The 23,187-nt window shown below is 64.5% G+C and carries 14 protein-coding genes; 7 read left to right on the plus strand and 7 right to left on the minus strand.

Features of this window, described 5'->3' with window-relative positions; genetic code table 11:
* Positions 1–31 precede the first annotated feature (31 nt).
* The 3 genes from QM716_RS20685 to QM716_RS20695 form a co-directional block, all read right to left on the minus strand.
* Positions 32–1,516 carry a dynamin family protein gene (locus QM716_RS20685; RefSeq protein WP_283305957.1) on the minus strand — a complete coding sequence of 495 codons (1,485 nt, stop codon included), beginning with the start codon at positions 1,514–1,516 and terminating at the stop codon, positions 32–34.
* Positions 1,513–3,381: a dynamin family protein gene (locus tag QM716_RS20690; protein WP_283305958.1), complete on the minus strand. Its 1,869-nt coding sequence runs from the start codon at positions 3,379–3,381 to the stop codon at positions 1,513–1,515. Before QM716_RS20690 ends, QM716_RS20685 begins: the two co-directional genes overlap by 4 nt.
* A gap of 123 nt (positions 3,382–3,504) precedes the next feature.
* The gene (locus tag QM716_RS20695; protein ID WP_283305960.1) at positions 3,505–5,823 is read right to left on the minus strand and encodes an IniB N-terminal domain-containing protein; all 2,319 of its coding nucleotides are present in this window, start codon (positions 5,821–5,823) and stop codon (positions 3,505–3,507) included.
* A 320-nt stretch (positions 5,824–6,143) separates the two neighbouring features.
* Between QM716_RS20695 and QM716_RS20700 the strand changes: the two genes are divergently transcribed.
* The 5 genes from QM716_RS20700 (at position 6,144) to QM716_RS20720 (ending at position 13,794) form a co-directional block, all read left to right on the plus strand.
* The gene (locus QM716_RS20700; protein ID WP_283305962.1) at positions 6,144–7,865 is read left to right on the plus strand and encodes an Hsp70 family protein; all 1,722 of its coding nucleotides are present in this window, start codon (positions 6,144–6,146) and stop codon (positions 7,863–7,865) included.
* 14 nt (positions 7,866–7,879) lie between these two features.
* On the plus strand, positions 7,880–10,315 hold the full coding sequence (locus QM716_RS20705; protein ID WP_283305963.1) for a LuxR C-terminal-related transcriptional regulator: 2,436 nt from the start codon (positions 7,880–7,882) through the stop codon (positions 10,313–10,315).
* A 185-nt stretch (positions 10,316–10,500) separates the two neighbouring features.
* Entirely contained in the window at positions 10,501–10,809 is a 309-nt protein-coding gene (locus tag QM716_RS20710) for a hypothetical protein (protein WP_283305964.1), read from the plus strand.
* 109 nt (positions 10,810–10,918) lie between these two features.
* The gene (locus QM716_RS20715) at positions 10,919–12,259 is read left to right on the plus strand and encodes a S1 family peptidase (RefSeq protein ID WP_283305965.1); all 1,341 of its coding nucleotides are present in this window, start codon (positions 10,919–10,921) and stop codon (positions 12,257–12,259) included.
* Between the two features lie 224 nt (positions 12,260–12,483).
* A complete protein-coding gene (locus QM716_RS20720) occupies positions 12,484–13,794 on the plus strand; it encodes a S1 family peptidase (RefSeq protein ID WP_283305966.1) in 1,311 nt (436 codons plus the stop codon).
* A gap of 126 nt (positions 13,795–13,920) precedes the next feature.
* On the opposite strand, the gene QM716_RS20725 is transcribed toward QM716_RS20720, so the two are convergent.
* Positions 13,921–14,571, minus strand: coding sequence for a DUF8020 domain-containing protein (locus tag QM716_RS20725; RefSeq protein ID WP_050655717.1), 651 nt, complete (start codon positions 14,569–14,571; stop codon positions 13,921–13,923).
* A 359-nt stretch (positions 14,572–14,930) separates the two neighbouring features.
* Here QM716_RS20725 and QM716_RS20730 point away from each other — a divergent pair, with 359 nt between their 5' ends.
* The gene (locus tag QM716_RS20730; RefSeq protein WP_283305967.1) at positions 14,931–18,092 is read left to right on the plus strand and encodes a (Fe-S)-binding protein; all 3,162 of its coding nucleotides are present in this window, start codon (positions 14,931–14,933) and stop codon (positions 18,090–18,092) included.
* 172 nt (positions 18,093–18,264) lie between these two features.
* Here QM716_RS20730 and QM716_RS20735 read toward each other — a convergent pair whose 3' ends face one another.
* Both QM716_RS20735 and QM716_RS20740 read right to left on the minus strand, forming a co-directional pair.
* The gene (locus QM716_RS20735) at positions 18,265–18,720 is read right to left on the minus strand and encodes a DUF8820 family protein (protein ID WP_283305968.1); all 456 of its coding nucleotides are present in this window, start codon (positions 18,718–18,720) and stop codon (positions 18,265–18,267) included.
* Between the two features lie 44 nt (positions 18,721–18,764).
* Positions 18,765–20,033: a DUF6745 domain-containing protein gene (locus QM716_RS20740; RefSeq protein ID WP_283305969.1), complete on the minus strand. Its 1,269-nt coding sequence runs from the start codon at positions 20,031–20,033 to the stop codon at positions 18,765–18,767.
* Positions 20,034–20,277: 244 nt separating this feature from the next.
* On the opposite strand from QM716_RS20740, the gene QM716_RS20745 reads away from it, so the two are divergent.
* Positions 20,278–21,210, plus strand: a complete 933-nt coding sequence (locus QM716_RS20745) for a hypothetical protein (RefSeq protein WP_283305970.1) — start codon at positions 20,278–20,280, stop codon at positions 21,208–21,210.
* Here QM716_RS20745 and QM716_RS20750 read toward each other — a convergent pair.
* Positions 21,200–23,140 (minus strand): S9 family peptidase, encoded by a 1,941-nt coding sequence (locus QM716_RS20750; RefSeq protein WP_283305972.1) that lies wholly within the window; start codon positions 23,138–23,140, stop codon positions 21,200–21,202. The two genes, QM716_RS20745 and QM716_RS20750, sit on opposite strands and share 11 nt — an antisense overlap.
* Positions 23,141–23,187 lie beyond the last annotated feature (47 nt).

A 23,187-nucleotide genomic window follows, 5' to 3' on the forward strand; every position in this document is an offset into this window, starting at 1 on the left:
CTCTTCCGGCGCTCGCATAGTGAACGGGTCCCTATTCGGGCACAATTTCGGCCAAGACGCCCTCGGCGCTGCGGGCAGCAACCAGGCAGGCGCGCGAGGTGAATCTGTCGAAGAGCGGATGTCTGGACAGTTCGCGCCATCGCCGGACAGCCGCCGTAGCCCGCGCACGCTGCACCTCCGACGATTCTTCCGGTTCGCAGCCCAGCCGATCGCTGGCCCGGATTCCGTAGCCACCGATCAGTCTTTGCAGTTGTGCCAGGTCGTCGGGGGGCAGATCTGTGTGTACCGAACGAAGACGCCCGAGCAGGCGAAGTTCGTGGAAACCGTGAACATCGGCGAGCAACCGTTGCGCCTCCGCCGCGATCTGATCGCCTTCCTCACTCGGATCGGCTTCGAGGATTCTTCCCAGCGTCACCAGTGCTGTATGCGATTTGAGCTGATCTGCCCGTTGACCGAATTGAACGTCGATCACCTGACGCAGTTCGTCCAGGCCGCTGCGCTCCAACAATTCGGCCGCCAGGGACGGTGAATCAGTGGCCCCCAGCTTGATCGACGTCACAGCGAGGCGAATTCCGAAGAGCCCGAACCGATCGGCCAATTGCGCCCGCATGGCCGCATCGACCGGCAGCGGACTGTCTTGCCTGGCAAAGCGATCCGCGGACAGGAGCGCCAGGCTCAGATCCTCGGCCGGAACCTGCGCGAGTGCCGAGAAGGCCGAGAACTCGCTCTGTCTCATCGTCCGAGCAGCGAGCGCGAGCAGACCCGCCACCGGAACCACCGACTGGCACAGGCCAGTTCGCTCCAACTCCTCGGCAAATCGTGCCGCGACGTCCTTCGCAGAAGACAACGCGTCGAGCCTGCCCGCGCCGACCTCGTCGGCACGCGAGAGAACACCGATCACTCCGAGCGGCCCGGATTCTCCGCCCACATGATCCGCGATCTTCCCGAGGAACTGCATGTCACTGGCGTTCAGGGCCCGCAGGAGATAGACCACTGCATCCGCGCCCGGTGCCCCGCCGTCAGGAACAAGCATGTCCCAGGTGCGGGCCGAAACCTCGGTCGAGAGCGACGAGGTACCCGGTGTGTCGATGATCGTCGTGCGAGCCAATGCCGAAGACGGCCAGTCGACGTCGATGCGGTCCACCGAGTCTGCGGTGTACTCGCCCAGATCGAAGGTGAGTCTGCCGTCGCGGCGCGTCACCGGCACGTTGAACTCGGCGCCGTTCTCGGCCGTCGCGGTCACCTGCGGCGTTGTCCCGTTCCGATACCAGGTGACGACGCGCGTGCACTCCGTCGCATCAGTGGGCGCTATGTCCTGTCCGACAAGAGAATTGAGCAGCGTCGACTTACCTGCCTTGAGGGAGCCGGCGAGTGCCACCCGGAGTGGCTCGTCGAGCCTGGCCGCACATTCTTCCAACTGGGCGCGCGTCCGTGGCTGATCGACGTAGACCCTCCTGGCGTGGTCGATCAGTGCGTGTGCCGACTCCACAGCGGTCACGGTGGTCGTGGCATTCATGCGTTGGTCACCTTTGCCGAAGCGAGAGCGGGACTTTCACCGATCAGCGTTCCGGCAACGGCGTCGAGCTCCGCGACGACGCGCATGTCGGTCTCCAGACGCTTGATACGAGCGGCATGTTCGCTCGACTCCAGCTGCGCGGCTTCCTGCGTAGCGCGGAGGGATTCGTTGATCGAGCGCAGCGCCTGCTCTGCGATCTCGGTGAAGTGATCACGCAACAGCCGCTGCACCAGGCGGAGGCGATCCTTCGACTCCTTGCCCACCTGGAAGCTGACGTCGTCGGCAAACCGCCGGATAGCCGCTTTCGCCTCGGCTCGACGCTTGAGTACCTGAGCCTGCTTGTCTTCACGATAAGCCTTGGTACCCAGCAGGACCCCGGCGCCGATGGAGATCGGATTGACCAGAGCCATGCCCATCATCGTGGTGATCAAGCCGAACATCAGCACGCCGCCGTACGAGCCGCGCATACCGACCAGGACCTTCTGAGTGATGCCGATTCGACCGGATTCGAGATCCGACAATGCGCCGACCGGTTCCAGGAAACCGTCGGTGTCGGCGACGTCGAGATGCGGCAGCGCGACGTCGCCGGTCTCCGCAAAGTGCTGCGCCACAACTTCTGCCAGCCATTGAGCACGGTCGTGAGCCCACACGAAGTTGTCACCGATCGCGGTGGCGATCTCCTGTTCGAGCCACTCCCCCACGACGTCCCAGTCCTTACCCGGATCGCCTTCGTCGACCGTCTCCTCGGCCTGGCGGGTGACCCGGCGCAACCGGTCCCGGAGGTCGTGATCGATGTCGGCTGCGAGGTCTGCGATGCCGTCGCCGAGGCTCTGTTGCCAGAGTGAGGTCTTCTTGTGCAGTTCCTCGGCCGCTGTCCGGGCGCGCTGCAAGCCGGCGACCGCTGCTTGAGCGGTCGACGGATCCTTCAGCGCCGCAAGCTCACTGCCCATCTCCAACGTCAGATGCGCTGCCGCGGAGCGCACGTCCATCGCGACCGCGCGTCGGGTGTTCGATTCGGCACGTGCAACGACGTTGTCTCGCAAGAACTGATAGAGGTCCTGGAAGCCGGATTCCGCTTCGAGTTCTTTGTCCCCCAGCCTCAGCGCGTGCGACCGCAGTACCGAGGAGATCGGGATGAGCGGCAGGTCCAGCCCGGCGCGCTGGAGGTGTCCGCGGTCGGCGTCGAGGATCTGCCTCCAGTGCGGGTACAGATCGGTCTTGCTGATCAGCCCGGCTACCGCAGGGCACAGATTGACGACCTGGCGGATGAATCCCAACTCGGGTTCGGTGAACTCCTGGCTGGAGTCCGACAGAACCAACACGGCATCGGCCGCGGTGATCAATCCCAATGTTCCTGCAGCATGCGGATTTCCATGACCGCCGACGCCGGGGGTGTCGATCAGTACCAAACCGTCGGCCAACAGTGGACTGGGCACACCGACCTCGACGCGCAGAACTTCGCGCCCTTCAGCGCGAGGTGTGGCCGGGGTGATCCCCATGAGTTCTTCGAGCGGAAGCGGTACCCGGATGGGCGCCGCACCCGGATCGGCGAGAATCAGTTCGGCGACCGCGGTCTCCGCGTACTGCACGACCGTCGCCACGGCCGTGGTCTCGTCGTCACCGACCGAGCAGACGTCGATGCCGAGCAGCGAATTGACGAACTGGCTCTTGCCCTGCTTGAGAGGGCCGACCACCACGATGCGAATACGCGGGTCGTTGACTCTGACCTGAGCGTTCTCGAGTCGACGCACCAGATCCGTGCGCCCGAAATCCTTCGCCACTACAGCTGTTCGTTCGAGCAACGACGCCGTCGACGACGCGACGCGTGCCTTCCGACTGCTTACCTGACTCGCTGAATCACTCATGAGCTACGTTGACCCGCAATTCTTCCCGACTCGAATATCCGGCCCTGCGAACGCATAGCGCACACAGGGCCGGATTTGTTACATCAGGTCATTTTGACCGATTTCAGTTCCTGCGTCAGCAGATCAGGGATGCAGGTGATCGACAACCGCAACCGGGTCGATGTGATCGACCGGTGCTGCAACCGAATCCTCGGCGAAGAGCGAGTGTTCGGTATCGGCGCTCAGGCCCGAAGCGGAACCCGAACCGAAAGCGTCGGTCGCATCGATCGACGACCACGGGTTCAGCGCACCGGTCAACGAGCTCGTCAGGTCGGACACACCGCTGACCGCTCCACCGAGAGATCCACCCAGGTCAGCGACCCCACCGCCGCCAACGGTACCGCCACCGTCGACGGTGCCACCGGCAGCAGCGGTTGCGTCTGCTCCGATCGAACCGGTCACGTCGGTCACTGCTCCGCCGGCTCCGACGGCTCCGACGGCTCCGACGGCTCCGCCGAGGGATCCACCCACGTCAGTGACACCATTCAGTGCACCGCCTAGCGACCCGCTCAAGCCGGCCACCGCATCCGTGGCTGCATCGAGACCTGCGGTTGCGTCGAGACCTGCTGTTGTGTCCAGAGCACCGCCCACCGTTGCTCCGAGGTCACCGGTCACACCGCCGAGGTTCAGGCCGTCCGCCGCGATGCTTCCGAGATCGACGGAAGGCAGTTCAGCGGAGATCGGGCCAAGGTTCACTGCGCCGAGGTCGACGGAGGGCAGGTCGGCGCCGATCGCACCGGTGCCGATTCCGCCGATGTTCAGTGCCGTGTCCAGCGCGCCACCGAGGGCACCTTCGGCACCGAGAATGCTGTCGAGAGAGCCGCCCAATCCAGCCCCGAGGCCGGCGCCCAGTGCACCGTCGAGTGCGCCGGTGAGGTCCGTGCCCACAGAACCGACAGCGCCCAAGCCGCCTGCACCTGCCAGAGCGGTGTCGAGAGCCGCGGCCACACCGGCAGCCAAACCTGCTTCGCCGCCCAGGCCGAGTGCACCACCGAGGTCGATTCCGGTAAGTCCGCCTGCGCCCAGCGCTGCATCGAGTGCGCCGCCAAGGCCGCCCGCGAGCCCGGCATCGACACCGAGTGCCGAACCGAGGACGCCTTCGAGGGCAGTCGACAGGTTCGCGCCGCCGCCCAGAGCCGCCGCGAGGTCGGCGCCGAGTCCGCCTTCGATGTCGAGTGCTCCCCCGAGCAGTCCGCCGAGTGCGCCGCCCAGGTCGGCTCCGACCGTTCCGCCGGCACCGAGAGCGCCGGAGAGTGCCGCGCTGAGCTGCGCGCCGAGGTCTGCGCCTCCGCCGAGCACTGCGTCGAGGTCGAGTCCTCCGCCGAGGCCCAGCGCTGCGTCGAGTGCACCGCCGAGTGCAGTTTCCAATCCGCCACCGACGCCGAGTGCTCCGCCGAGGGCGCCGCTGAGTGCAGCACCGAGATCGAGCCCTCCCGCGATATCCGTGAGAACACTGACGTCGGTGATCGCGCCGAGAACGCCGCCGAGCGATGCACCCAGGTCGGCGCCGATCGTGCCGCCGGCTCCCAGGACGCCGGAGAGCGCGCCTGACAATGCCGTGCTGAGGTCACCCGTCAGAGCGCCGGCCAGGTCCAGGCCGCCGCCGAGGGCAAGGGCGGATTCCAGTGCGCCGCTCAGGCTTGCACCCAGTTCGCCGCCGATGTCGAGAAGACCACTGAGGTCTGCTGCGCCGCCGAGGAGTCCGCCCAGAGCCAGTCCGAGATCGGCTCCGAGGTCGCCGCCGATGGCAAAGACGGGTGCGAGGGCTCCGCTGAGCCCTGCCGTCAGGTCGAGTCCGCCGACTGCACCGATTGCTGCGTCGAGCGCTGCTCCCAGTTCCGCGGTCAAGCCTCCGGTCACTCCGAGCGCGCCGCCCAGAGCCGCGCTGAGCTGTGCACCGAGGTCGAGTGCGCCGCCGAGATCGAGTTCGCCACCGAGGCCGAGGCCGGCTTCGATGACGGCGCCGAAGGCTGCGCCGAGGTCGGCACTGATCTCGCCCCCGATGGCAAGCGCGGCACTGAGGGCTGCTGCGAAGTCGCCGACCAGATCGAACTGGCCGCCGAGGGCGCCTCCGACTCCGAGGCCCGCGCCGGCGCCGAGACCCAGGCTGCCGCCGAGGCCGCCACCGAGACCACCGGTGAGTCCACCACCGATTCCGAGGCCGCCGCCGATCGCACCGGCAGCGGACGCGCCGGCGTTGACGATCGCGGACAGGTCGGCGCCGCCACCGGCAAAGAGTCCGGACTCGGCGACCAGCGGAGCAACAGCGACGATGTCGGCGGGGCTGACGTCGCACAGGCCTGCAGCGTTGAGAGCCTCGGTCGGGTTGGCGCAGTAGTTGGCAGCTGCCTCGTCGTCACGAAGTAGCCCGAGGATGAATTCGAGTACGGCGTTCGTTGCCATGGCGGGTTCTCCTGAAGTTCGTTGACCGTGTTGTTGCCGGTGGTCCGGAAACTGGTGCGCTGCCAGAGGTAGCGAGTGGAATCAACGCTAAGAACTTTGGCGACCGGGGCCAACGGGGAGCATCCCCCTCTTCTACGGGGGCGGAGGGGGAAGTCCCCTACGGGCTACGACTGGCCTGGTTAGGGGATTTGCCCCGATTAGGGGATCGACCCCCTACTTCGTCGGGCCGCCTCCAATCCGGTAACGATCTTGGTCCTGAAACCGACATCGCAGACAACCGCGACAGTCCTTCTGTCGCCCACGACCAGGGGAGTTCGTTCATGGCGGCAGGGCTCGGCATCAGCATCGGTTCGGCCACTCTCGTAGCTGTCAGCGACGGTTCGACCGGTGAAACGCAACAGGTCCGCTTACCCAGTGCACTGCAATTGGACGACGGATCCGTCATCACCGGATTTGTCGAGCGCGTCGGCGATCCGATTCCGATACTTGCCGCCGACGGCACCGAGTACCGCGGCGAGGATCTCGCGGCAACAGCGGTAGCGGCGCTCGTCGGCCAGGCGGGCGGAGACGAAGGGCCAACTGTCGTCCTGGCTCACCCTGTGGGGTGGAACCGCCACACAGCACGCACCATGGAGTCTGCGCTGGACGACGCCGGGGTTCACGGGGCGACTCTCGTCACCGAACCCGCGGCGGTCATGGCGTGGCTCGCCGCTTCCGGAACTGTTGTCAACGACGGTCTGACCGTCGTCTACGACCTCGGCGCCCGCTCGCTCGACGTCACGATGATGTCCACGACCGGCGGACGGAGCGAGATCTTCGGCAAGCCGCTGCGCAGCGAGGACATCGGCGGCGACGAATTCGATCACCTCGTCACCGTGCACCTGCTCGACGCGGTGTCGGATCACTTCGCAGCCCTTGATCCCTTTGCTCCCCAGACGATTGAAGCGCTGGAAACTCTGCGCGAGCATGCCCGCGCAGCCAAGGAGGAACTTTCCACCGAGACGGAAACCGTTGCCCCCGTGGCACTTCCCGGTGCCGTCAGCGACGTTCGACTCGTTCGTTCCGAGCTCGAGGATCTGATCCGGCCCGCCCTCACAGAATCGGTGGCCTTGGTTCGCGAAAGCCTGCGATCTGCCGGCGTCGAGTCCAGTGACGTCAATCAGGTTGTTCTGGCCGGCGGAAGCTCGTCCATTCCCCTTGTCGCCGAACTATTGTCTGCGGAGCTTCGTGTCCCGGTGATCGCCGACGCCGATCCCGCGTCGTGCGCGGCGTCCGGCGCTGCGACGCTGGCCACAGAATTGACAGCCACCTCGGCACTCGCTGTCCCTGTTGTCCCCACCGAACCGACCCGCAAGCCCGCACCAGTTCCGGCCTTCTCCACTCCGTTGCTCGCCGAGCCGACCGAGGAAGAGAACACGGCGACTCGACGCTCGTCGAGGGTGGGCGTCGTTGCTGCAGTGGTTGGTGCGTTCATCGTGCTCGCCGCCGGCGGGCTCGGAATCGGAACAGCCATGGACAAGATCAACGTCCCGTCCAGTTCGGCGAACACCACCAGCGAGTCCACCTCCTCGACTGCATCGACCACCGCAGGCTCTACTCCGGGCAGCACCACGGCAGCCGAAGCAGCAGGCACCGGATCCACGACTGCGAACAACGGAACTCAGAACAACCAGCCCGGTTCTCCTGCTGCCGCAGGCGGTTCGACGACGGCACCAGGGGCAGTTCCGGTTGCCGGCGCACCGGCTGGATCCGCGCCGGCACCGGGCGAGACCGCCCAGTCGGCGCCTGCACCTACCGCACCCGGCGCCCCGGCACCCGCTCCCGCCCCGGCACCGGCACCCGCACCCGCACCCGCACCTGGAGCAGGCGTCGGAACCGGTATCGGTGATGCTGCGACCGGCGTCGGCAACGGAGTCGGCGGCTTGGTCAACGGCGTCGGGGACGGTGTCGGCGGCGTGGTCGGAGGTCTCGGTAACGTCGTCGGTGGTGTCGGCAACGTGGTCGGTGGTGTCGTCGGCGGCGTCACCGCGCCGATCCGCTGACCGGTGGGCTTTCGATGAACCGTGACAGCGTCGCCGAATCGTCTTACATCGCAGGACTTTTGCGCGGGATCGTCCTGACTGCAACGCCACTGCGCCTGTTCGTCACCGGGACCGACGCCAGCGCCCGTCTCCAAGTCACGAGGGCGCTGAGGAAGAGAATCGAATCGGGTGACAAACCCGTGGTCACCACGCTCGCACGTGACGCCCCGGCCGATGCGATTGTGGTGATCGCGGACGCGCAGGCTCTGACCTCCGATGAAATCCGTGCCCTGAACGAGCTTGTTCAACGCGACGACCTCGGAGTTTTCGTCGCCTCCGATCGGATCGATCCTCCACTCGCACCGATCTACGCGAACATCTCGAGTTTCGGTACCGCCCTTCATCTGAACCTGTTGAACCGATCCGATATTCGGAAGATCGCCGCAGAGCGAAGAGTCCCGCTCGACGACCGTGCCGTGCTGACGCTCGAGCACCTTGCCGGTGGTTCCTTCGGGGCCATCGAAGCGTACTTCGCCGCCGCCTCGGCGGGCCGCCCGGAAATGGCGACAGCCGTACGCACACACTTCCTTCATCAGGTCACCGCTCTACATCCGATCGAGCGTGAGATCCTCGAAGTTTCACTCACCGTCCCGGACATCGACGCCTTCGAACTCGATCTGGGACAGGAGAAGTTCAGCCTCACAGCGGCATTCGACCGTGCACTGGCGACCGGTCTGTTCGGTTCACGATCTCCTCTCGTCGCGAGCGTTTTGGCAGAGTCGACGAGCACAAGGCGTATCCGCAGCGAGCTGATCGGAATCGTCGAATCACGCGCGCACGCGCGAACTCTCGACATCGACACTGCACGAAGACTTTTCGACTTCGGTATCCGCCACCGCGATCTCACGGCCGTGCTACGAGACGCAGTCGACGGCAGCACGCCGGCGGTCGCGGCAGATCTCTTTCGTCGTGTGCATTCGATCGAGCCTCTCGACCTGGCCGACACGCTGCTGTACGCCCAGGTCTCAGCTCGGAGTGGTGACATCGACACCGCGTGCCGCCTGGCAGATTCCGTCATCGCCGAACCCGATCTCGACAACGCGAAACTGGCGGCGGCAGTGCGGGTCCGCGCAGCTTCGTCCGCGGCGTGCGGTCAACTCGGCGCCGCTGCAGATCTCTACGCCTGGCTCGGATCAGAGCGCACCGGAACCGAATCCCCCTTCGCCGCAATCACCTTCCTCGGCCTCGGCAAGGTCGACGAAGCGAACGCGGCGCTCACCGGACACATCGGATCACCGTCGAGCTCCACTGTCGGCGCTGCCACGCTGGCCAACGGACTCATGCAATCGGTAACGGGGAGTGCACCGAGTGCTCTCAACACCATGTCCCGCGCACTCTCCCTCCCCGGCGGCGCCGACACATCGCAATTCCAGCCTGATTCCGCGCCGGCACTGGTCGCTCTGGCGCTCCTGCACAACGGTGCCCATGAACGCGCCGCCGCTGTTGTCACCGCCGCGATCGCCGCCGACGACGCAAGCAGCCACACGTGGGCACGGCTTCACATTCTCGGCGCCTGGATCGCGATGGTGCGCGGGCAGGACACTGCTGTCGAAGACCTACCGGAAGAGGTAGTCCGCGGTCCCCTCCGCGAACGTGACGCACTGTTTCTGCATGCTCTGATCGTGGGTCTCGCTCGGCGCTCCGGCGATCTCGCTCAGTTGCGTCGGGCTTGGTCCGGCGCGGCAGGCGCCCTCTCGTCCTGCAGCGTGGATCTCTTCAATTTGCTTCCCATTGGCGAACTGTGGCTTGCGGCAGTACGGCTCGACGAGGCCGAGCAGGTCGAGTATCTGGTCGACGACGCGCGCTCGCTCCTCCGCGCACTCGGCGAGCCGCCACTGTGGTCGTCACCGCTGCATTGGTACGGCGTCCAGGCGTCGATCCTCTCGCAGTCACCGGCCGACCTCCTTCCACACGCTCACGCACTCGCAGAATCGGCCAAAACCCACACTTACGCAGCCGGTTTGGCGACCGCCGGCCGCCAATGGCTCCTGCTCATGCAAGGCAGCGTCGACGCAGACGAAGTCGAAGCCGCTGCGCGAACACTCAGTCGCATCGGACTCCCCTGGGACGCTGCCCGCCTCGCCGGCGAAGCAGCGCTGCGCACCCCGGACACCAAATCGGCGACGGCCTTGCTCCACGTTGCACGCTCGCTACGCACAACGTCGACGGCCGAGACGATTGCAACCGATTCGGCCGACAGCGCGACACCACCGTCGGTACTGACCGAGCGCGAACAAGAAGTTGCCGAACTCGTCGTCGTCGGCCTGACGTATCGGGAAATCGGCGAACGCCTCTACATCTCCGCCAAAACCGTCGAGCACCACGTCGCACGTATCAAGCGGCGCGTCGGAGCGCAGTCTCGTTCGGAATTGCTCACAATCCTTCGAAGCATGACACCGGCGAACAAATAGTTAGCTGAATATTGTCCGCAGGGTTGCGTATATCCATTCAGGTGATTGTTTTCACGGAATCGGGGCATGTATGCCGAGCAAAGTTCGGTAACTGCAAAACGGGGATCGCTGCGAATTGGGGAGTCGGACTCGCTGTCGGCAATAAACGAAGCATTGCTGCGATCGCGAAACCTGACTCGGAACCAGTGATCCTCGAACGCAAATCGGTGCTGCACCGCGCCCCTGACGGCACCGTGCAGCCAGGTGGAACCGCGACGGGTTCCATGCAGATCGACCCACTTCGGATCGAAAACCTGCCGCCGGTCGTCAGACCGCTGAATCCGGTCGATCTGGTCGATCCGGCTACCCCGGACACTCCCACCGTGACCGACCCCACTGATACACAGACGACGCCGACGCAGCCCTCCAGCCCGACCGACACAACCGATCCGATGGTTCCGAATCCCGACATGCCCGTAATGCCAACGGCTCCGAGACCCGGAATGCCAAGCTAGACAGATGGATTCAACCGGCCGACAGGAGGTGCACATTCCTCCTCGAAACTTTTCCCCTATGGTGGGTGCCGTACCTACCGGCTCGGTGCCGGGGACTCGAAGGGATTTCATGCGTAACTCGTTGGCGATCCGCACCGCTGTGGTCGGCGCCTCGGCACTACTGCTCGCAGCTCCATTCATCACGACGGCATCGGCAGGGCCCGCCTCCGACACGCATGTCGAACAGCTCGACGCCGACCAGCTTCCGGCTGAGCTGGTCGAGGCGATCACACGCGATCTGAAGATCTCCCCGCAGGAGTACCTGGACCGCGCTGCCAAAGCTCAGGAGCTCGGTGCGTACGCCCAGGATTTCAAGTCCGAGCGCCCCGGCGACTACGCCGGCTCGTGGATGGGACTCGACGGTCAACCCGTCGTAGCCGTCACCACCACCGAAGCTGCACGCATCGCCGCCGACGACGGTTACCGCACGCACGTCGCCCCCGTCTCCGCCGACACCCTCGAGAAGACGCTGGCCGACGTCAACGGATGGATTGCCGGGCTGCCCAAGGAAATCTCACGCGCAGTCAATTCGGCGACGATCGACGTCCTGAACAACCAGGTCGTCATCGACGTCGCGAACAGCCCCGTCGGGCAGGCACTCAATCTGCCGACCCTGCTCGAGAACACCAAGATCGTTCTCAGCCCGGACGCTGGCGGATCGGTTGATCCCCGAGCACTCGGCGGCGACACCTACATCACGTCGACGGGCCCCATTCGCGAGACGCCGACCGAGAACATCTCGGTCTGCTCGTTCGGGTTCAACGCCGTCGACGATCAGAACAATGCACTCAATATCAGTGCTGGACACTGCAATCCGGCCGAGGGTTCGAAGTCCCCGGTCTACCTGCCGAATCACGTGAACGTCGACGACAGTCAGTTGATCGGCGCCTTCTCACAGTCTTCGGTCGGCAACAACGCCGGCGATCTCGATTACTCGGTCATCAAGTTCGACCAGTCGGGCATCGATGCGGGCCTCGATCGCGCTGCCGTCCGCGGCGCCAACGGCACCACCCTCGCGATCACCGGAACAGCACGTCCCGTGATCGGCGCTCCCATCTGCAAGTCGGGCCAGACGTCGTCCTTCACCTGTGGCGTCGTGGCGGCGGATCGAGTCGAAACACAGCTGGTCATGGCCGACGGTGATTCGCGAACCGTCCGCGGATTCGCCGGTACCGCGTGCACCCTCGCCGGCGACAGCGGCGGCGCCATCGTCTCCGGAACCTTGGCGTTGGGCATCACCAGCGGCTCGAACAGCAGCGGCGCCCCGAGTTGCAACGAAGCGAACCTGGTACTGGCGACCTCGGGTGGAACCTCGAATCTCGGTATTCCGGTCGGAGACATCCTCGATGCGGCAGATCGCGCATCCGGTGGCGGTGTCGGTTCCGGAATCCGCGTTCGCACTGCGGGTTGACCAACCCCGATCCACTCACTGTGCCCGCCGATCCGTTTCTCGATCGGCGGGCACAGTGCTGTTGTCGGCCGGGGTCAGCGCTGCGTGCTCGTGTAACGGGTGGGATTAGCGCGTTCGAACCCATATAGTCATGGTCGACTGTGATCGGCTCACCACAAGTCCGTGAGCCGTATCCGTGTGCTCCCAGGGGGGTGGTACGCGGTCAACGAAGTGGAAAGGCCCTCATGCGAAGCTCCATCGCACGTCGTGCCGCAGTGTTCGGTTCGGCCGCGCTGCTGCTCCTCGGACCGATTACCGCGGTCGCGAACGCAGAACCGAACGAATCCGGGGTATCCGATCAGGCAGCCCATCTGCCCGTCGAACTCGCCGAAGCCCTACAGCATGACTTGGCGCTGACGCCCGACCAGTTCGTCTCGCGTTCCGAACTCGCGCAGAAGCTCGCGGAGTTCGCCGCAATCGCGCGCGTCCAGTTCCCCGACTCTTTTGCCGGTGTGTGGCTCGACGACCTCGGCAAGGGCGTCGTCGCTCTCGCTGATGGTCGCGACAAGGATGCTGCCCGCGAGGCCGCCGAAAAGGCAGGCTTCGAAGTCAAGGACGTCGCTCAGAGCGAGCAGGCTCTGCAGGGCCAGCTCTCGGCGCTCAACACTTGGCTCGAGTCGCAGCCTGCCGAGGTCGCAGACCTCGTGCGTGGCATTGCCGTCGACGTAGTCGGCAACGGAGTCGCCCTCACGGCCGATCCTGCCGCCGGCATCGAATTGCCTGAATTCCTGAAGCGGACAGTTGTACACACCGCTGCTCCGCTGCTGGTTCCCCCGATCGTCGCGGACCTCATCCCCGCAACCGGATCCGCAACCGGCGACGCAGCACTGGGCGGAGATGCATTCGGCGCAACCTCCGGTAACACCGGACTGCGTTGTTCGTTCGGATTCAACGGCACCGACGGTTCAGGACGCACGGTCAACATCAGCGCCGGCCACTGCGATCCCAACCGCGCCGCTGCCGGCACCTCGAACTCCAGCCAGGTCTTCCCGATGGTGAACAACCAGACCGGCCCCCGCGTCGGATTCTTCGCCAAGAGCAGCTTCGACGGACGCGACTACTCGATCATCAACATCGACGACAACGCGAAGTACCGCTTCGAGAACAACAGCGTGCGGGTCCCGTTCAACCGCTCGGTCAACATCACCGGTACCGCCGATCCTGTTGTGGGCGCCCCGGTCTGCAAGGCAGGATCGACCACCGGCTTCAGCTGCGGCGTCGTCACCGGCGTCAACCGCGTCGCCAAGGTTTTGGATCACACGCTCGACAACGGCTTCACCACCAACATCTGCGTCCTGCAAGGTGACAGCGGTGGCCCCATCGTCTCCGGAACACTGGCAGTGGGCATCACGAGTGCCTCCAACGTCGCCACCTCTCCCCTGTGTGAGATCGCACAGGCCGAGACATTGTTCGGACAGGAAGCACCGACGCAGTACGCGACGCCGATCAACGACATCCTCGCGGCCAATCCGGGCCTGAAGGTTCGTGACTACTGATCGCATGCTTTCCCTGAGATAGCAATACGGGACATACAAAACGGGCGCCACACCTTTCGAAGGTGTGGCGCCCGTTTCGGCGTGCGTGATGTCTTTACTGGAAGAGCTGCCTACTGGAAGAGCTGCTTACTGGAAGAGCGTCGTTCCGGCCGGAGCGTTCAGAACCTTGATCAGGTCCATACCCGCGACGATGGCAGTTCCGCCGCCGGCGAGGATCGTACCGGCGACTCCACCGATACCGGCGCCGGTGACCATGCCGGGGAGGCAGCCGATAACCAGACCGGGCAGACCCACGATGCAACCGATGACTGCACCGACGATCGTGCCGGTGAGGCTACCGATCTGCGTGGCAAGCCCGAGCTGTGACTGGAACTTCTCGATGGCCTTCTGATCCTCGTCAGGCGAAGCAACCGGGGTGAACTCGGCAGCGACCGGCTTCGGCTTGGAGCTGGCCGGATCCAGGTTCGGCTTGAGGGTGAGGGTCTTGCCGTCCTCACTGACGGTCTCGTCGAACGGGAACTGAACGTCGCCGAGGTTGAACGCAAGCGGCAGGCTCACCAGAGTTGCGCCCTGGCTGTTCTGCAGGTCGACATGTGTTCCGTCACCCGATACCCGGAATGCCCCGGCATCGATGGTGGTGACAACGGCCTGGTCGACGACCTCGGCGGTGTACGAAACGTCGGGTGACGTCTCCGGAGCTGCGTACGAAGTACCTGCAGCGATGCCCGTAGCGGCAATGGTCATCGCTGCGACGGCCGCAGCTTTACGAATGAACATTTTCAATCCTCCCCGGGATCGGGCGGGTGCAAGTCGATGACTCACACCACCCGTTTCCCCTGTGCGTGACGGGCGTAACGATAACAGCCGGTCGGTTGTCCTTACCTGCTCGGAACCCGAGTTAGGGCTGCCTGACAGATGGACACCTGACGGGTACCGCCTAACGTGACCACCAGACATGTCTGCGTCTGGCCAAGCCCGTCCGACGCAGAAGATTGATCTCTCCAGGCCACGAGCGGTTACCAGCCGGTACCTACAGGTTGATAATGCTAGTTACTGGCGGGTAACATAACGCAGGTTAGTATCAGTGGGCTGTCCCGAGGTGGCCGACGCGTCGCCCTGAAACGAAAGGCCGCGACATGAATGCCCTGACGATTACGTTGGGCACGATTGGTGCACTGCTGAGCTTGGTGTGTTGGTACATCTTCCTCTCAGGTGCATTGAGGATGTTCAACACCGTGCGCATCGGCCAGTCGGCACCCGATCGATGGCGCCCGTTCTTCCCTCGCTTCAAGCAGATGATCATCGAGTTCATCGCGCACACGCGCATGAACAAGTTCCGCAGCGTCGGCTGGGCCCACTGGCTCGTCATGGTCGGCTTCCTCGGCGGATTCCTGCTGTGGTTCGAGGCTTACGGACAGACGTTCAACCCCGAGTTCCACTGGCCCATCTTCGGTAACACGTGGGCGTGGCACCTGTGGGACGAGATCCTCGGCCTGGGCACCGTCATCGGCATCACCACGCTGATCGTGATCCGTCAGCTCAACCACCCGCGTCTGCCCGCGCGCCTGTCCCGGTTCGGCGGCTCCAACTTCAAGGCTGCCTACGTCATCGAAGGCATCGTCCTGCTCGAGGGCCTGGGCATGATCATGGTCAAGGCCGGCAAGATCGCAACCTACGGCCACGCCAACCCGTGGACCGACTTCTTCACCATGCAGGTCGCGAAACTGCTTCCCGCCAGCCCCGTCATGATCTCGGTGTTCGCGTTCGTCAAGCTGATGACCGGCATGATCTGGCTCGCGATCGTGGGCCGAAACATCACCTGGGGCGTCGCCTGGCACCGCTTCTCGGCGTTCTTCAACATCTACTTCAAGCGTGAAGACGACGGCACCGTCGCCCTCGGCGCCGCCAAGCCCATGATGTCCAAGGGCAAAGCCCTCACCATGGACAACGTCGACCCCGACACCGACACCCTCGGCGCCGGAAACATCGAAGACTTCTCCTGGAAGGGCTGGCTCGACTTCACCACCTGCACCGAGTGCGGGCGTTGCCAGTCCCAGTGCCCCGCGTGGAACACCGGAAAGCCGCTCTCCCCCAAGCTGCTCATCATGTCGCTACGTGACCACGGCTATGCCAAGGCCCCGTACCTGCTGGCCGGTGGACGCAAGGACATGGGCGGCGACGAGATCGGTCTCGTCGACGCCGAAGGCAACGTCAAGGAAGCCGCCCTCGCCGCGATCCCGGAGGCCGCACGCCTCGAGGCCGACCGCAAGCTCGTCGGTGAAACCGTCGAAGGGGAGATGGCCCCGGTCATCGACGCCGAAACCTTGTGGAGCTGCACCAACTGCGGCGCCTGCGTCGAACAGTGCCCCGTCGACATCGAACACGTCGACCACATCATCGACATGCGTCGCTACCAGGTCCTCATCGAATCGGAATTCCCCTCCGAACTCGCCGGCCTGTTCAAGAACCTCGAGAACAAGGGCAACCCCTGGGGCCAGAACTCCAAGGACCGTCTCAACTGGATCAATGAGATGGACTTCGAGATCCCCGTCTTCGGCAAAGACGCCGACAGCTTCGAGGACTACGAGTACCTCTTCTGGGTCGGCTGCGCCGGTGCCTACGAAGACCGAGCCAAGAAGACCACCAAGGCCGTTGCCGAGCTCCTCGCCACCGCGGGAGTGAAGTTCATGGTCCTCGGCGCCGACGAAACCTGCACCGGTGACTCCGCTCGCCGCGCCGGCAACGAGTTCTTGTTCCAACAGCTCGCGATGCAGAACATCGAGATGCTCAACTCCGTCTTCGACGGTATCGAGCAACGCAAGCGCAAGATCGTCGTCACGTGCGCGCACTGCTTCAACGCTCTCGGCAACGAGTACCCGGAAGTGGGCGGCGACTACGAGGTCGTGCACCACACCCAGTTGCTCAACCGTCTGGTGCGCCAGAAGAAGCTGATCCCCGTTGCATCCGTGAGCGAAGACGTCACCTACCACGACCCGTGCTTCCTCGGACGCCACAACAAGGTCTACGACGCTCCCCGTGAACTCATGGAAGCCTCCGGCGCCAAGCTCGTCGAAATGCCGCGTCACGGTGAACGTTCCATGTGCTGTGGTGCCGGTGGCGCCCGCATGTGGATGGAAGAGAACATCGGCAAGCGCATCAACGTCGACCGCGTCGACGAAGCGCTCTCCACCAACCCCAAGAAGATCGCCACGGGTTGCCCGTTCTGCCGCGTCATGCTCACCGACGGCGTCACTGCCCGCCAGGAGCAAGGCCAGGGCGAAGGTGTCGAGGTTGTCGACGTCGCGCAGCTGATGCTGAACTCGGTCACCCGCCTCGAACCCGCCCAGCTCAGCGAGAACATCAAGGTGATCCCGCGGGAGAAGGCACCGGTCGCTGCTGAGGCAAAGGCTGAAACTGTCGAGCAGGATCGGGTCGCCGAAGTCGAGGAAGCAGCTGCGACTCCGGAAGCCAAGGCCGCGCCCGCTGGTAAGGGTCTGGCCATGAAGGGCCTCGCCAAGGCACCCGGTGCAAAAGCTCCCGGCGCCAAGGCGCCCGGCAAGGGACTCGGAATGGCAGGTGGGGCAAAGGCTCCCGGCGCCAAGAAGGCAGCTCCCGCTGCAGCCGACGCAGCTCCCGCTGCCGAAGCACCCGCTGCACCGGTCGCAAAGCCGAAGGGCCTCGGTCTTGCGGGCGGAGCCAAGGCTCCCGGCGGCAAGGGACTGCAGATGAAGGGCGCCGCCAAGGCACCCGGAGCGAAGGCTGCGGCCGCACCGGCAGCGGAAGCTCCCGCTGTTGAGGCTGCTTCACCCGAAGCTGCTGCACCTGTCGCCAAGCCGAAGGGTCTTGGCCTGGCGTCCGGCGCCAAGGCTCCCGGCGGCAAGGGACTGCAGATGAAGGGCGGAGCCAAGGCACCTGGTGCGAAGGCAGCCCCTGCTTCTGAAGCACCTGCCGCTGCGACGGAAGCACCCGTCTCTGCACCTGCTGCACCTCCAGAGGCTCCGGCCGCCGAGGCGGAAGCCCCGAAGGCTCCACCGGTCGCCAAGGCCGGCGGACTCGGATTCAAGTCGGGCGCAAAGGCTCCCGGTGCTCGGAAGGCAGCTCCCGCTGCAGCCCCGGCACCGGCTGCGGAGGCACCGGCAGTGAAGGCCGAACCCGTGAAGGCGGAAGCATCTGCCGAAGCACCTGCTGAGGCGTCCGCACCCGCGGAAGCTCCGGCACCTGCTGCCGCGCCGCCCGCCCCCAAGGCAGGCGGACTCGGATTCAAGGCCGGCGCAAAGGCTCCCGGCCGCAAGAAGTAGACGCACCACCCGCGAATGCCCTCACCGTCATGGTGGGGGCATTCGCATTTGTATGGGAGCCCTAGCCGACCGAGCACCCTTTCTCTCGACCCAGCACACCGTGCAGCACGCGGAAACCGGTGCTCGCCCTACGCAAGTGGTGCTCGCTCCCCGCCCTCTGAAACCCGGCGTGTCAATCTGCAACAAGCATCGCCGCACCGCGCGCACGCCCGACGCCTCTTTCCTGCTGCCGTCCGATGACGTAACGCCCCGGAGCGATGCCAGTCGCGCCGTGCTCCGGATGGATGAGGTACGCGGTCACTCGGGTGTCGAGCACACCGAGCGCAAGGCGCCGGGCATCTTTCACCGGCGTCGACCACGTGCACTCCCCTGCGTCCGCAACCAAGCTGTGAGGGTTCCCGCCCGCCGCGCTCCGCAGCAGTTCCACTCCGGAGAGCGGAACGTTCACGGATCGAGTCCACGGTAACGGCGCGACGATGTTTGCAAGCAGTGCAAACGGGATCACGATGAGATCGCCCTGCGCCTGAAGACCGTCGACCACAGGAATGGACACTTCCCTGTCGAGATAGTCGAAGACATCGAGGCCGGTGAGGGTGGTAAGAGCGGACAAGGTCATGTTCGAGTTCATATGTATCACCTGGGGTTTGAGGATTGGCGGTTCGGGTTCGAGGTTCAGGTTCGACGAACGAGGCATGCATAGTCGGCACCGGTGATGCCGTAGGTCCAGCCGGCGGCATCCATCGCGGACGTGAACCATCCCGGCACGTGAAGTCCGTATCGCCGCCGATGCCCATCACGTTCGAGAGAGCCGTTGACCGCGAGCAAGATTCGCCCACTTCGGCCCCAGCCTTCCGGTGACGCGTAGAGCTGTAGCAGACAACCCGCATTGCCGGGATCGTCAGTTTCATCGACCAGTGTCAGTCCGGCAATCTCGATGTAGGTATCCCAGCCGATACGCTCGATCGCGCATCGGCGGATCTCGACATTGCGCTCCTGCGCGATCCGTTCGGCGGTCGGGTCGAGCACCACCCAGTCGGGAACGATCGCCCCGTGCAGAACGAAGGCGTTTGTGCCGTCTTCGAATTCGATTGCGGGGGAATCAGAATGGTGCAACCGTCGTTCTCCCTGCGCGCTGCCCGGAATCGGTTCGGCATGCAAGGCGGTGGGTCGTTCAGCCATGATGCACACGTTGTCGAACGCCCACCACCACCCGGTCGAGTCAGCCAGTGCCGTTTGCACGTCCAGAAGCTCACGATCTTCCGAATCGAATGTCGAAAGACCGTATCGACGGAACATGTCGTAGTACGCGATTCGATGGGCTTCCTGCTGTCCGTACCAGGTCACCCCGCCGGCCACCGGGGTCAACATCGTTCGTATCGCAGCTGCGACGCCGTCGAACAGCGTGGTGTGCAACGATTCCCAAACGGCTGCTCTGATGAGCCGCTGGGGACTGATTCCACGCCGAGCCGAATCATCGGATGGCAGGTCACGCACGGTCCCGACTGCTCGGCGTCCCCTCTGCCAGTGTTCTATCTGCCAGTCAATTCTCCGACGTTCGATTCGCGCATCCATACGTCGGCGCGATGCCGCAAACATGCTCGCGATATACCCAGAAGCGCAGTCGAGTCCGGTGCCGTCGAAGGACATCTTGGTCGACAGTCCTTCAATGACAATCAGGTCCGAACCGGCACGGGGAGACGGGACCCAGACGAACTCCGGTTTCGGGAGTCCGGATCGCCGATATAGTTGCGCGACAGAGGATTCTGCGGTGGATCGATCGGCAGGACGAGTACACAATCCGCGTTCGAGCCATACGTTGCGGATCGTTTCCAGGGCCAGGCTGTCTTCATCGAACAGCAGCTTGCGTTCATCGAAGAGATCGATGTTCTCGGGCAATGTCGCTCGACGTGATGCCGACGAGCGAATCGGTGCGGCGCTCACGCGACGGTGGCGGTGTCCGCCTTTCCTGTAGTCATAGTTCTACAGCGTGGCACGCAAATGCTCCGAACGCAAGGAACACCCGGTCGCAACGCCGAGAACCGGACACCGTTTCCGTTTACTCAACACCCCCTCCAGCGAGGCGAAACCAGTTCGCACTGTGGACAAGTGGTGTTCACTCGAACTTATCCACAGCCTCCGGATCACCACTTCCCTCTCGTCGCCACGTGCACCAAAATCGATCGACATGGGGGAACAGACACGTATCATCCGCAGGCCGGACCAGCTGTCGATCGGTCGCACCGATGCCGAGATCCGACAGGCCTGCGCCAGTGGGACCTGGGCCAGAATCCATCGTGGTGCATATGTAGACAGCGACCACCTGTCCCGCCTCGACACAGACGGACGACATCGATTGCGGACCGAGGCCGTGGCCTGCGCCGCTTCACCCGGTGCCGCTGTCAGCCACATCTCGGCTGCGGTGCTGCACGGTTTCGAACTCTGGAACACTCCGCTCGAGGTCGTCCACCTGTCCCGGAACCGGCGAGGTGGTGGCCGAAAGTCCGCTCGACGTCACGTGCACTCGACATCGCTGACGGACAACGAGGTCACCGAAGTCGATGGTCTGCGCGTCACGACTCCAGCTCGCACTGTTGCCGATCTCGCCAGAGTTCTGCCTTTCGAACAGGCTCTCGTAGTTGGCAATTCAGCGCTGCACCGGTCATCTTTGACCACGGAAGCGCTTACGAACTCGATTGCGCTCAGCCCGAACCACCCGCGACATCGACACGCGCTTCACGCCCTCGCTGCGATGGACTTCCGTATCGAAAGCGTCGGCGAATCACGCAGTCTCGCACTATTCATCCGAGAGCACCTTCCGCTCCCCGAGCCACAGGTCGAAATCCACGACGCTCGCGGGCTGGTCGGTCGCGTCGACTTCCTGTGGCGTGAACAGCGCACCGTCGGAGAGTTCGACGGCCGCATCAAGTACGGCCGACTGGTGCCCGCCGGTCGCAGCGCCGAGGACGTGCTCTGGAACGAGAAACTCCGCGAAGACCGGCTCCGTGATGCAGGCTGGCAGGTCGCGAGGTGGACCTGGTCCGACCTGGCGACTCCGTCGCTCGTGGCAGGTCGGATCACGGCGGCCTTCTCGCGCATCCGCGGGCCGGTCAGGTACTGATTGCCTGCTCCCACAGCTCGAGCGCCGGAATGCCGGGTGGGGTGAATCCGAGCACCTGCCCGTAGAAGGACAACTCGGCGTTACGTGAGCTGATGATGGTCGACTGCTTGCGGAATCCGTGAGATTCACCCTCATAGGCCAGGTACGCATGCGGAATGCCCTTGGCCACCAGGGCATCGCGGAATCGCTCCGCCTGCGAGGGTGGCACGATCGGATCGTCGAGACCCTGGAGCAGCAACACCGGGCAGTTCAACCCGTCGACGTTGTTGAGCGGAGCACGTTCCGCATACAGGTCGGCGGATTCCGGCAGCGGGCCGATCAAACCGTCGACGTAGCGCGATTCGAAATCGTGAGTTTCCTGCACGAACAGGTCCAGTTCGGCCACGCCGAAATAGGAAGCACCACAAGCGAACACGTCGGAGGTCGTCAGTGCGGCCAGGACGGTCCATCCACCGGCAGATCCACCCTCGATGGCAAGGCGGTCCGGATCGGCAAGTCCCTGCTCGGCCAACCCGGTGACTGCGGTGACGACATCCTGCACGTCGACGACGCCCCACTGTCCGCGCAGTCGGTTGCGGTACTCACGTCCGTAACCGGTCGACCCTCCGTAATTCACATCGACGACGCCGATTCCGCGGCTGGTGAAGAAGGCGTAGACGAGGTTCAGTGCCGGTGCAACGTGTGCCGTCGGGCCACCGTGAACAAACGCGACGTACGGCGGCAGTTCACCGTCGAGACCTTTGTATCGCGGACTGCGCGGCGGATACGCGACGGCATGCACTTCTCGTCCCTGTCCGTGGGCGACGACGGCTCGCGCTTCCGGAAGATAGGCGGACTCGGGCAATTCTTCGACCGACGATCGGATTTCTTCGAGTTCACCGGTACCGAGGTTCAATTCACGTAACGCACCCGCCAGCTTTGCTCCGCCCGAGGTGAGCAGCAGCCGGTCTCCACGGACCTGCATGAGGCCGATGCTGGTGACGCCAGGGATCGCGATGTCGCGCAGTTCTCCCGACGCCGGGTCGAGTACCGCCAGTGTGTCGGTTCCCACGGTGCGTGCGGTGAGAAGGTGTCCGTTGTCGAGTTCGACGAACCAGCGCGCGCCGAATCGCCATTGCGGCCCACCGAAATCCGCATCCGTCGGGCATACCGGGGTGATCTCGGCGCCGACACGATAGATGTTCCACCAGCCGCTGCGATCACTGATCGCATAGAGCTCGTCGTCGGTGATCCACTCCGGTTGCAGGACAGACTCTTCGGGTCCACCGACCAGCACGGAGTACGCCTGCGCGACGCCGTCGACGAGTGGAGCAACCCGTAGTTCGGTACCGTCCCAGGGCATTTGGGGATGATTCCACGCGATCCAGGCGATCTTGGTTCCACTCGGCGAAAGCCTCGGTGAGGAGAGGAAATCGGAGCCGCCGACGATCGAGCGAATCTCACCGGAACCATCCAGCGGAATCGCACAGATGTCGCGCGTGATCGTCCCGTCAACAGCGTGCGCTTCCCGAACCGCCCACACCTCGCCGTTCACGATCTGCAGGTCCGCGTACCGCAGCACGGCCGGCGACGCCGGTTCGGGCGTCAGAGCCCGCGGAGTGACGCCGTCGAGGACGTACACACGCTGATCGGAGAATTCACTGAAGACCAGTTTCCCGGACTCCGTGACGGTCCAGGCGCCACCGCCGTACTCGTGAACCCTGGTCCGCGCGTTCCACGGCGCGGGGAGAATGTCCACGGGTTGGTTGTCGAGACCAGACCGACGAATCGACGTCCGACCGCTCTCGGTCGGCCGGAGTTCGGCCCACCAGATCTCGTCGCCGACGTATCGTCCGCCCTCGACGGGGTGCCCGCCTGCAGCGAGATCAGCTGCTGTGATCGGCGACGTCCACGATCCGTACGGGGCTGCAATCTGCTCGCTCGGGGTCATCGCTCGACAATAGCCAACGGGTCGTGCGACCAGGTCCCCGACAATGC

It is taken from the genome of Rhodococcus sp. IEGM 1409 (genome assembly GCF_030056735.1).
In the GTDB taxonomy this organism is placed as follows: domain Bacteria; phylum Actinomycetota; class Actinomycetes; order Mycobacteriales; family Mycobacteriaceae; genus Rhodococcus_F.

What these genes read in the sequence shown, in the direction of transcription:
- QM716_RS20695 (WP_283305960.1), bottom strand. Translation starts at nt 5,823, where the DNA reads ATGGCAACGAACGCCGTACTCGAATTCATCCTCGGGCTACTTCGTGAC.
- QM716_RS20730 (WP_283305967.1), top strand. Translation starts at nt 14,931, where the DNA reads ATGAATGCCCTGACGATTACGTTGGGCACGATTGGTGCACTGCTGAGC.
- QM716_RS20745 (WP_283305970.1), top strand. Translation starts at nt 20,278, where the DNA reads ATGGGGGAACAGACACGTATCATCCGCAGGCCGGACCAGCTGTCGATC.
- QM716_RS20705 (WP_283305963.1), top strand. Translation starts at nt 7,880, where the DNA reads ATGAACCGTGACAGCGTCGCCGAATCGTCTTACATCGCAGGACTTTTG.
- QM716_RS20690 (WP_283305958.1), bottom strand. Translation starts at nt 3,381, where the DNA reads ATGAGTGATTCAGCGAGTCAGGTAAGCAGTCGGAAGGCACGCGTCGCG.
- QM716_RS20685 (WP_283305957.1), bottom strand. Translation starts at nt 1,516, where the DNA reads ATGAATGCCACGACCACCGTGACCGCTGTGGAGTCGGCACACGCACTG.
- QM716_RS20735 (WP_283305968.1), bottom strand. Translation starts at nt 18,720, where the DNA reads ATGAACTCGAACATGACCTTGTCCGCTCTTACCACCCTCACCGGCCTC.
- QM716_RS20720 (WP_283305966.1), top strand. Translation starts at nt 12,484, where the DNA reads ATGCGAAGCTCCATCGCACGTCGTGCCGCAGTGTTCGGTTCGGCCGCG.
- QM716_RS20750 (WP_283305972.1), bottom strand. Translation starts at nt 23,140, where the DNA reads ATGACCCCGAGCGAGCAGATTGCAGCCCCGTACGGATCGTGGACGTCG.
- QM716_RS20700 (WP_283305962.1), top strand. Translation starts at nt 6,144, where the DNA reads ATGGCGGCAGGGCTCGGCATCAGCATCGGTTCGGCCACTCTCGTAGCT.
- QM716_RS20715 (WP_283305965.1), top strand. Translation starts at nt 10,919, where the DNA reads ATGCGTAACTCGTTGGCGATCCGCACCGCTGTGGTCGGCGCCTCGGCA.
- QM716_RS20725 (WP_050655717.1), bottom strand. Translation starts at nt 14,571, where the DNA reads ATGTTCATTCGTAAAGCTGCGGCCGTCGCAGCGATGACCATTGCCGCT.